This window comes from Acinetobacter sp. ANC5681 (assembly GCF_023488045.1).
Taxonomy (GTDB): domain Bacteria; phylum Pseudomonadota; class Gammaproteobacteria; order Pseudomonadales; family Moraxellaceae; genus Acinetobacter.
In genome coordinates, this window is record NZ_JAMFKZ010000016.1 from 58,783 (window position 1) to 69,801 (window position 11,019).

Sequence of the window (11,019 nt, forward strand, 5' to 3'; positions counted from 1 at the left end):
AACACAGATCAAAGTATGGTGGGTTAAATTTATGTATAGAATCTCATGAGCTTTTAATTGATTTTATTCAGTACGATAACGAATCAATCTAGCTGGATTACCTGCCACAATTGCAAAATCTTCTATATTTTTAGTAACCATACTATTCATCCCCACAACCGCATGATGTCCAATTTTCACGCCATCTTTTATACCAACATGAGCCCCTAACCATACATCTCGCCCAATCTCAATTCCTTTGGAGGTAACAGCTTGCTGGTATATTGGTCGGTCTAAATCCATGCCATGATCAAATGCATATAAATGACTATAAGCGGCTATTCGAACCTGATCATGCAGCTTAATGCCAGCACGTCCACCATCTAAAATACAATGATGATTGATCGCGACTTCATTACCAATTTCTAAAGGTCCATGCAAGGTACAATCTGCCGCAATAAAGGTATTGTCACCAATGCTAATCTTTCGCCCACGCTCTGCAAAAATATGCGCTAAAGGAGAAATAAAACAATTTTTGCCAATCTCTATTGTTTCCATTTCCATCAGGTAGGCTTGATATTCCGCCTGCCATTGTTCCGCCCATTCTCGATGTTTAGGCTTAAGTGACCAGTACAACCAAGGCATATAATTCAAACGATGCTTATGTTGTTCTCGATACTTTAATAAAGGATCAGTTGTCATCTTCTTGTTCCTCTATCACCTTAAGCGATTCACGTCCACGTGTCACATCTTGGAGCTTATGCCTTAAAGGCTCAATTTGATGTACTTGTAATCGTGCTTCAATAAGAACACCTGTTTCAGTGTAACGTTCTTGATATTCAATCTGTTGTTGGATCAATTCATACTGGATAATTGCCCATTCATTAAATAAACAGGCAAATTGAATCTGTTTTTTCTCAATCAATTCAATTTTTTCAGCGAGTAATAAACACTGACCTGCACATCCACCATACGCTCTGACCAAACCACCTGTACCGAGCTTAACACCACCATACCAACGATTGACCAATACAATGATATTGGTTAAATCATTACCTTCAATGGTGGCAAGAATGGGGCGACCTGCGGTGCCAGAGGGTTCACCATCATCATTAAAGCGTACATGGTGTCCTATCTTCCATGCCCAGCATTGATGGGTGGTTGATGTATCTTTAGTCTGCTCTAAAAAGGCCTTGACCTGTTGTTCATTTTCAACAACTGCGGCAATCGCTTGGAAACGACTTTTTTTAATGTCTTCTTCAAAAGTAACTGTATTCGCGATAGTGAAAGGCATAAAAATCTAAATAAAAGCAAAAAAGAAATCATATCAATTTTTGTAGATGAGAGAGCTATCTCACAAAGTCTATCGTTCTATTATAAGACAACGATCTCGTCACTAAAGTTATCTTTAACTCGTTGTCCTGCACATAATACAGAATACACCATACAATTTAACTGGTCTTTTGAACCTTGTAATTGGGCTGAAAAATAATCTGACAAATTACAATCTCCATCTGAAATCATTAAAATATCGGCTTTTTGATAATCTTTCTCAGCTTTTATAATGTCTACTGCTCGTTTTAAAGGGGTTTCAAAACCCGTGCCACCATTAAATCCCTGTTGGAGAAATTGCAATAAATCTGCTAAAGATTCTGCGCCCAACATTTGAAATTCTTTTAACTCACCACTTGAACCAAATAAAATCACATGCAAGGAACGTTGCTCCTGTTTTAAAATATTGGCAATGGCGAATAATAATGCTTTGGCTTTGAGTAGTGGTTCACCCTCCATACTGCCCGAAGTATCTAAACAAGCCACCACTGGACCTGTACGTTTATGTTGTTGCTCTATTTCTTCACCATTGATAAACGTTATCCCTTGCAATTCATAGGTTAATAGATTCTGTTCAAGTAAACGAGCATAAAATAATGTTTCGAGTGTTTCATCGTCAAGATTAATCAATTCGCTTGGGAGTAATCGCATCACATCATCGCTACGATGCGTACCATGTACTTCGCTTTTACTGGCGGTTGGGATTTTATTTTGTTTCTTTTTTTCTTCCGAAATATAATTACGTCCCATTTTTCGGGCTAAGTCTTTAATCACGCTATTATTTTGTAGTTGCTTGGCTAAAGCAGTAAAATCAACATTACAATCCTCTAGCTGTTGATAGGAAAACTGTGCATCAGGACACGCTGCCAAAAAGCCTTTGACTTGTTCATATTTATCAGAAATATTTTGTAGATTCTGTTTAAACCCCTGTAATTTATTTAAAATGTCTTTAGGGATATTTTCGTCAGAAATTTCCTGTTGATATTCCTTTGTTTGTTCCAGTTCTTGCTGTAACTGTTCAATATATTCAGGCGTTAAAGGCTGATGTTTATATTGACGTTCAATATCCTGCCAATCGGGTTCAGGTTGTTTTGGTTCTTTTTGATTATCCTCTTGCCAATCCCATAATAACCATTTTCGGGCATTGATTTTATGATTAGCCGTTTTCTTTAATAATAGAAGATTGGTTGGTAATTCGGTCACTAAATCAGTGAATGCAACGATCGAATTAAGCCAATAACTTTCCTGTGAATAATTGACGCATTTTCGAGAAAATGTATGACAGTTTTTAAACACTAGGCCATAAAAGCCACGATCACCGACATGATTCATCGCACCATCGCAAACATCAAAATCGCCGACTGGTTTACCGTGTTTGTCACACGATACATAGATTTTTTTACCCAATAAACTGCGGTCGGTAAAATCCCGTGCATCACTTAAACGGACGGTACTTTCGCCTTTGAGCAGACTATCGACGACAATATTAGAAATCTGTCCATCGCCAACATAAATCCCCGAATGTTCAACCGCACCGTAGAGATTGGAATACAATACACTACCATCAATCGGTTCAACTTTTGAACGAAAATTATCATCGACAAAATATTTAAGGGGTTTTAAAAAGGGTTGAAAGAGCTTTGTCGCTAAAAAACCTAACATAATCAACAACCTTTTATAACCAAATATTCGCTTGTAATTGTTGTTGAATTAAAAAAACTTCATTTGCTTTAAGTTCAGGTTGTTTTGTGGTTTTATCTGCTATTAATGGACGTAGTGTAGGATGATCTTTTTGTGTATCCCATTGCCAAATATTTTCAAAATCCCAACCTAAATGATCTTCAAAATATTTTTGGTTAAAAAATGCAGCAGGAACAGTTAAACCATCTTGACCATTTGCATCCGATGTACCACGGTTACTATCTATGGATATATTGTTTGTTAAAGTAGTATCTGAATAATTATGAATAAATCTAGTTTCAGTATAATAACAATTAGAATTAAAATTAATATTACCTAAAGCATTATTTATAATAGAACTATTATAACTATAATTAATCAATCCATAAAAATAAGCGACTAAATCCCCTTGCACAAAACAGTTTTCCACTTCACTTTCGTCATAAGCGTTTCGTGTGATACCAAAGTTTATAATCCCACTAGAATCATTCAATAACACCATACAATTTAAAATCAGTGTATTAGAAACCTGTTCCCATAATAATGGAGAACGAGTATAACATTGCTGTATTTTTGAATTTTCAGCATAAATTGCAAAACTATTTTTTGTATAACTACCCAAAATTTCACTATCTGCTATATTTTTTGCAAGCAATACACCCTCAATAGACATATTCATTATTTTTGAATCTTGGACATTAATAAAGATTGAATAAATATTACCTTGTGTATTTGAAAAATTATCATGATGAATAAAATTATCTTTAAACTTAATTAAAAAACCATTGCCGTTATAGTTACCTTTAAAATCTATATCAAACCATTGTGTTAAAGCAGAACCATCAATATCAGCCGTTTGTAAGAAATAGTAGCCTTGCTGTCCGACTTCTGGTTTTTGTAAACCTGCCAAGTCCTGTATCGTTTCAATTAAAATTGGGTCATGTTCTGTACCACTGCCTTTATAACCTTTAATCACTGAATTTAATGATGCAGATTGATATGGTTTTGGGCTGTTTTGTTGTTTGATTTTTTGGCGTTTTAAAGCATCCTGCTTTAATCGAGATGAAGATTCAATAGAAGAACTATTATCATTATAAACAGAAAATTTACCAATAGCCTTACGAACTATATCTAAAACTTTTTCTGCATGATCAGGGTGATTCCAAAGATAATCTTTAAGTAACATTACATCAGAAAAATCAACTTCTTTGCGTCCATTGGTTAAAGCAGAAATTCGTAAAATATGCAAAACTTTGACAAAACGCCGATCTGACAATACCTCATCTTTATTTTCTTTAAATTCTTCCTTAAATTTCTTCCAAATATCTTGAATTGCTTGCTGTACTTCATCAGGAAAAATCACCGCTTTGGCTTTTTCTCTGATATCATTTAACTCAGTTACAGTGAGTTGATATTTTGCTTGAATCTGTTCTCTTTGCGGTAAATTAAATAATAGGCTTATATTCTGTTCATCAATATAATCCACAAATTTACGTACTAAAAAACGATCATATAAAGCCGACAATTCATCCTGACCAATCGGTAATTCATTCGATGCCGCAATCAAAGCATGTAAAGGGATATCCTCAACACTTGTACCATTATGATATTTACGTTCATTTAAAATCGTCAGTAAAGCATTCAGAATGGAGGAACTAGCTTTAAAAATTTCATCTAAAAATGCCACTTGTACAGTTGGTAAATAACCAGCAGTTTTACGATGGAAACGATCTTGTTTTAAATCTGTTAAAGATAAAGGCCCAAAAATTTCCTCTGGTGTAGAGAACTTGGTCAGTAAGTATTCAAAATAATTAGATTTTTCATTTTCAGGTGTAAGGGCTTCAGCAACACGGCGAGCCAGCATACTTTTACCCGTGCCTGGAGGGCCAATCAGTAAAATATTTTCCCCTGCAATCAAAGTTAATAATGCAGATTTCATGACGTCTTCACGACCAATAAAACCTGTATTGAGTTGTTTAAGTAATCCTGCAATTTTTTCTTTCATTTTTATATACAACATAGTGAAATTTAATTCGTTTTTGCAGTGTAGCATTGGATATGGACAGATTGTGTCCCAACTCATTTGATTTTTTATTGTAACGACTTAAGCGGTTAAAATTAAATCAATCATTTTTCCCTATAAACTTGTTCACCTATATTCGACGTAAAAAAATACCCTCGAAATTAAATAGCTATCCAATCTTGAGGGTATGATCCACTTTATTTACAACTCAATATAATCAACGCTCCCGCAATGCTTCCTTGGCTTTGTTAAATGGTTTAAGCAGGTAATCCAGAACTGTTTTCTGTCCAGTGCGGATATCCACGGTTGCCACCATACCAGGGGTAATGCTAAAGGCTGTGCCAGCTTTGTTATGTAAGCGGTCAGATTCCGTACGAATGTAAACACGATAATAAAATTGATCCTGCTTTACTTCATCACGAATCGTATCGGGTGAAATCACCGTCACTTTACCTTTTAAACCACCATAAATTGCATAATCATAGGCGGTGATCTTTACCAATGCTTCCTGTCCAGGACGGATAAAGGCAATATCCCGTGGTGAAATACGTGCCTCAATCAGTAGCTTGTCCTCCAACGGCACGATGGTCATCAACTTACCATTTTGAGGAATGACACCACCCAATGTCGTTACATCAATTTCTTTTACCACACCTCTGACAGGCGCTTTAAAAACAGCCCGCTGTAAACTGTCATTTCGGCCTTTCACCACCTGTTGCTGGGTTTGAATATCGGTATTTGCCTTGGAAAGTTCCTCACGTGCCTTTACATAATATTCATTGCGGGTGTCATTGATTTTATTTTGTAAATCGTTTGCCTCACGTTTTAAACGTAAAACTTCAACTTCACTTGCCGCACCTTTGGCAACTAGAGGTGCTGTCATTGCCAGCTCCTGCTGTACCAGTTTCAGTGCCTGTTGGTTGCCTGCAATCGACTCTTCAAGATTGGCACGGCGTGAACGATAAAGTGCAGTTTCTTCCTGTACCAGTTTAGGTTCTTTCAGCACCTCTTCAGGAAAAGCCAGTGGGGTTCCGTTCACTTCCGCACGCAGGCGTGCAGCAGTGGCCTGTGCAGAGGTCAGCAAGGATTGGGACTCTCCTACATTTGAAGCAAGGCGTGTTGGGTCTAGCTGGGCAAGTACCTGCCCCTTTTCAACCACATCTCCTTCCTTAACCTCAAGCTTGGTTAAGATACCGCCTTCAAGAGATTGAATGATCTGTTCCTTGGAAGATGGAATCACTTTCCCCGTACCTGTTGAAACCTCTTCCAAATTAAACAACCACGCCCAAATTAGAAGTACAAGTAAACCGATGCCTACAATCCATATAACAAAGCTAGAACGCGGTAAACTTGGTTCTTTATAGGTAACATTCATGGGACGGCTATTGGCTTGTTCTAGTTCACTCATGAATTATCCCCTTGCTTAAATTGTTTTTGTTGTAAAGTAGATTGGTTTAATACTTGTTCACGGGGTCCATCCATTACCACTTTGCCATCATTCATGACAATAATACGATCAACCAATTCTAAAACAGCGCGGCGATGAGTCGCCACCACCAAAGTTCGGTGAGAAAGCCAACCTTTTAAATGATCAATCAATTGTTTCTCAGCAACATCATCAATTGCAGCTGTAGGTTCATCTAAAAGTAAAATATTAGGTTCACGAATCAGCAGTCTTGCCAATAATAATGCCTGTCGTTGTCCTCCAGAAAACCCAACGCCCCCTTCTAAAACTAAATGATCTAAACCCTCTTTTTTCTCTTGTACAAAGCTTAAAGCGCCCGTAACTTTTAAGGCTTTTAAAATATCTTCATCACGTGCCAACGGCGCACCAAGCGTTAAATTCTCACGAATTGTTCCATAGAATAAATGCGCATTTTGGTTCAATAAACCCATATCCCGACGCACATCAGCGGGATCAATTAAACTAATATCCAAGCCATCTAAATGAACCGAGCCATTAGTAGGAAACTGCATCGCTGAAAGAATTTGCAATAGGGTGGATTTACCCGCACCGTTACGGCCTAAAATCGCAATCCGCTCACCTGCCCGTATTTTGAGTTGCTGGATGGCTAGACTTGGTCGTGGGTCATCTTCAGAGTACTGAAACATCACATTCTTGAGTTCATAATCACCATGTAAAGCTTCCTTATGCACCAAGTGGGCATGGTCCGCCTGATCAACGGGTTTCTTCATCAACTCATCAAGACTTTTCTTGGCCACTTTTGCTTGCTGGAAACGACCCAATATGCCTGTCACCTGTGAAATTGGAGCCAGCATTCGCGATGAGAGAATTGAACAGGCCACCAAGGCACCTGTTGTCATTTCCCCAGCCATCACGGCAAAACAGCCGACCAGCACTACAATTGCATAGGTCAGCCCCTGAATTTTCTGTGTCCAGGCCGTCAATACACCCACAATCTTGCGTTGCTGCATACTGATGTCGGCAGACACCTCATTCATGTGATTCCACTGATTCTGGAAACGGGACTCTGCGCGTAGTAACTTAATATCCTCAATTCCCTGTACAGCCTCCACCAGAATGGCATTACGGATTGAAGATTCCCGCATTCCTTCCTGCGCAAGTTTAGCCAATTTTTTTTGCACTAAAATACCAGGCAAGATCATTAACGGCACCACCACCAACATCACCCAAAACAGGTTGCCACCAATCAGTGCAAAAATAACCAGAAACAGGAAGAAGAATGGCAGGTCTGCGATGGCTCCCATGGTGGTTGAGGTGACCAGCTCACGAACACCCTCCAACTCACGAATCTGGGAAATAAAGGTGCCTGTAGACTTGGAACGCTCACTGTTCTTGATTCTGAGCGCATGGCCAAAGACCTGATCTGAGATACGCAAATCGGCACGTTTTCCAATAATATCTGACAAATAAACACGCGAAACACGGAGAACAAATTCAAAAATTGCTGCAATGAATACTCCACCCGCAAGTACCCAAAGTGTTGGAATAGATTGCGATGGAACGACCCGATCATATACTTGCATAGAGAAAATGATGGTAGCTAATGCCAGAATATTAGCCATAAGAGAGGCAAACATTATATCAATATAACGCTTCCAATCTTGTAATACAATTGACCAAAACCAGCTCGCTTCATAAGGCTTAATGTATTCATCGATACGTGCATCTGGTACTGATTTTTCTGGTCGAAGGATATAAACACCTTTAACAATATGTTTAAGTGCTCCAACAGCAAATTTTTGCGATAGCCCTTGATCACCACTTAATTGAACACTGACATTACCTTCTGTATCAGCCTTATCAACAACACCAACTTGACCATCATTCAGTTCAACAATCACGGGCAAACGCCATGGATTGACCACATCATCACTAAACTTAACTTTGCGTAAATGAAGACCAACTTGTCGACACATTAATAATAGAATTTCATCTAAATTTTGATTTTGATTCCAATCAAGTTGCAAACGTACACGTTCTTCAGACGGTTCTATACGATAATGCTTTGCAATCATTAATACCGCTTGCAACCACGGTTGATAATTTATTTTTGTCATCATGGCTGAACTTCAAACCCCTGAATTTGTATATTATTTAAGTCGTAGGCTTGACGCGAACGCCCTGTGGTTGCTATGTATTGCGCAATACTGCTATAAATATCGTAACGTGCACTTTCTAACTCAGAATTTGCGCCGTGAATTGCCTGTTCAGCATTTAATAAATCTACAAGTGATCGTGTACCTAATTTATATTGTTCTTGATAAAGTTCTTTTGTTCTCACGGTTGTCGCTTGACGGCTCTTGAGAACTTGCATTTGTCTTTGCTTATTTTCAATTTGTTCCCGACTCGTCCGAATCTGGTCAAGTATTTGTAGATAGACTGCATTGACTTGAGCTTTAGCAGCCTCTTCGGCAAAGCTAGCCGCTTTAATTTGTGAGGATGTTGCGCCACCTTGATAAAATTGACTGGTCGCTTCCAACATAATGGCGCTATCGAAACCTCCCTCTTTATCATTATTTGGGTTTCGACCATGCAAAGCCTGACTCAATTCACCTTTCACAGATAATGTAGGATATCGACTTAATTGTGTTTGCTGTTTCTGCGAACGAGCAACGTCAATTCCTGCTTGTGCAGCAATCATTTGAGGAATGATGTTAAATTGTGGGGCTGAATATAAGTCTGACTGTTGAACTAAATCATCTGGAATCGCCCATTGCACGTTATTTACATCAAACCCAAGTAAAGTATTTAAATGCTGCTGGTATTGGGCAAGTAAAGATTGCTGTGCAATTAAAGCAGACTGAGCAGACTGTAAATAAGACTGGGCTTGTACTGGGTCCGCTTGGCTGCTAATTCCTGCATTTGCTCTTAAATTTGCCATTTCTTGAATCCGCCGAATTCCAGAAATTTGTTGATTCGCAATCTGAATAAGCTTCTGATAACGTTGTATATTAATTATCGTTTGAGCGACATCTAATGAAATATCATCAATTTTAATAAGCACTTTTGCTTGTTCTAATGAAAGTTTTGCCTGTTCCGTGTTGACACCTGATTTCACTTTTCCAAAGTCAAAAAGCATTTGTGTCGCATTCAATGCAAGAATCTGTTGTCCACGAGCTGATTTTTTTGTCAAATCTCCAGTGTTAACGCCCCCAGTAATCTGTGGATAGTAGCCCGCTTTTGCAACATCAATATTTGCATTTTGTGCTGCTAAAGTCGCGAGTGTTTGGGAAATTTCTGGATTTCTCTGCACCACTACTTTTACCGCATCTTTTAAAACTTTCAGGTGGCTTTGCCAAAAAGCACTTGGAATTGTATCAATCGCATGACTAGCACTAACTACAGGTAATTCAACACTAGAAGAATTAAACGAAAAATTGCTTAGTCTCTGCATATTGGCAATTTTAAAGTCTTCATTACTTTTTGGTGCAAACAGCTGCGACAAATTATTTTTTAAAGTATGGTACTGTTCACGGGGTGTCTCAGCATGCGTAATCGGTACCGATAAAAGTACTATAGAAAATAGCCACTTAATATCTACATATATTTTCCATGTTCTACTATTGACGATTATATCTTTCTTTATGCTCATATTCTTTTCATATTATTATCATTTAAAAGCACAATCATTCTACTCACTTTTTCCACTCTGTACACGACAAATTTCATAGGTCCCTTGTCCTATCAGGTTTTTTCTTTCTTAAAATTGCTAGCACTTTCTTAAATTCTAGGACTTACGCACTATCATTTATAGATTCTCTGTGGTAGCAGATGATTTTTATCGAGAATAAAGTCATGAATGAAGTCTTTGATGATTGGTCTAAATAATTTCTTCTGCCAACGATATACATTTTCAAAGATCCGCTCAAACTGGTTCTTTTGTATCTCGACGTAGGCCATTAAGGCTGAAAAAATATGATTCAAAATCAGTTTAGATCGTCTTACTTGAAACTTTTCAATATGACAAACCTGTTTAATCACCCGGTGATATTGCTCTATTTTCCAATGACTTGAATGTAATTCATGAAAACCCTCAAAGGACAATAAATCATCTTCATCTTGATGCACAATATAAAACCTCTGCTGTTCTTTTAACTGAGTCTTAAATAATTGTACAAAGCCAAAATCTTTGAGCCAGACTACTTGACCCTGATGGAAATCTGGCAATAAACGCAGTTGAAACCATTGTCCTTTTTCTGGGGAAACCTTACGGTTACAGTCGATACCAAACATAAATCGAATACCGTATTTTCTTATGGTTTTTAGATTTCCAGTCGAAGAGAGAGATGGATCCGGAAATTTGAACAACTCCTATAAGTGATATTCTGCTCCTCAAATGATGTTATAAACATCAATATATGGAGTATTTTATGGCGCGTAGACCAAGAAGAAATCATTCAAACGACTTTAAGGCTAAGGTAGCACTTGCTGCGATCAAAGCAGAAAAAACACTTGCTGAATTGAGTTCTGAGTTTGATGTTCATCAAAACCAAATTATTGACTGGAAAAATCAATTAAT

The 11,019-nt window shown here is 37.9% G+C and carries 8 protein-coding genes and 1 pseudogene; 1 reads left to right on the forward strand and 8 read right to left on the reverse strand.

Translation table 11 applies throughout. The annotated features are described in order from the left end of the window. Window positions 1-63: 63 nt before the first annotated feature. The 8 genes and pseudogenes from M5121_RS10520 to M5121_RS10555 form a co-directional block, all read right to left on the reverse strand. A complete protein-coding gene (locus tag M5121_RS10520) occupies window positions 64-681 on the reverse strand; it encodes an acyltransferase (protein WP_249571145.1) in 618 nt (205 codons plus the stop codon). Further along, window positions 671-1,273 carry an IMPACT family protein gene (locus M5121_RS10525; protein WP_087537129.1) on the reverse strand — a complete coding sequence of 201 codons (603 nt, stop codon included), beginning with the start codon at window positions 1,271-1,273 and terminating at the stop codon, window positions 671-673. The genes M5121_RS10520 and M5121_RS10525 overlap by 11 nt, the downstream gene beginning before the upstream one ends. Before the next feature lie 80 nt (window positions 1,274-1,353). Further along, window positions 1,354-2,973 carry a VWA domain-containing protein gene (locus M5121_RS10530; RefSeq protein WP_249571146.1) on the reverse strand — a complete coding sequence of 540 codons (1,620 nt, stop codon included), beginning with the start codon at window positions 2,971-2,973 and terminating at the stop codon, window positions 1,354-1,356. Between the two features lie 13 nt (window positions 2,974-2,986). Then, on the reverse strand, window positions 2,987-4,996 hold the full coding sequence (locus M5121_RS10535; protein ID WP_249571147.1) for an AAA family ATPase: 2,010 nt from the start codon (window positions 4,994-4,996) through the stop codon (window positions 2,987-2,989). Between the two features lie 235 nt (window positions 4,997-5,231). Further along, on the reverse strand, window positions 5,232-6,422 hold the full coding sequence (locus M5121_RS10540) for an HlyD family type I secretion periplasmic adaptor subunit (protein WP_249571148.1): 1,191 nt from the start codon (window positions 6,420-6,422) through the stop codon (window positions 5,232-5,234). Continuing rightward, window positions 6,419-8,560 carry a type I secretion system permease/ATPase gene (locus M5121_RS10545; protein WP_249571149.1) on the reverse strand — a complete coding sequence of 714 codons (2,142 nt, stop codon included), beginning with the start codon at window positions 8,558-8,560 and terminating at the stop codon, window positions 6,419-6,421. The genes M5121_RS10540 and M5121_RS10545 overlap by 4 nt, the downstream gene beginning before the upstream one ends. After that, window positions 8,557-10,092 carry a TolC family protein gene (locus tag M5121_RS10550; RefSeq protein WP_249571150.1) on the reverse strand — a complete coding sequence of 512 codons (1,536 nt, stop codon included), beginning with the start codon at window positions 10,090-10,092 and terminating at the stop codon, window positions 8,557-8,559. Before M5121_RS10550 ends, M5121_RS10545 begins: the two co-directional genes overlap by 4 nt. 152 nt (window positions 10,093-10,244) lie before the next feature. Next, window positions 10,245-10,793 (reverse strand): annotated as a pseudogene (locus M5121_RS10555) (transposase); the annotation flags it as partial. A 77-nt stretch (window positions 10,794-10,870) separates the two neighbouring features. Between M5121_RS10555 and M5121_RS10560 the strand changes: the two are divergent. Beyond that, window positions 10,871-11,019, forward strand: a 149-nt coding sequence (locus M5121_RS10560) for a transposase (RefSeq protein WP_502798280.1), incomplete at its 3' end; no start/stop codon positions are given.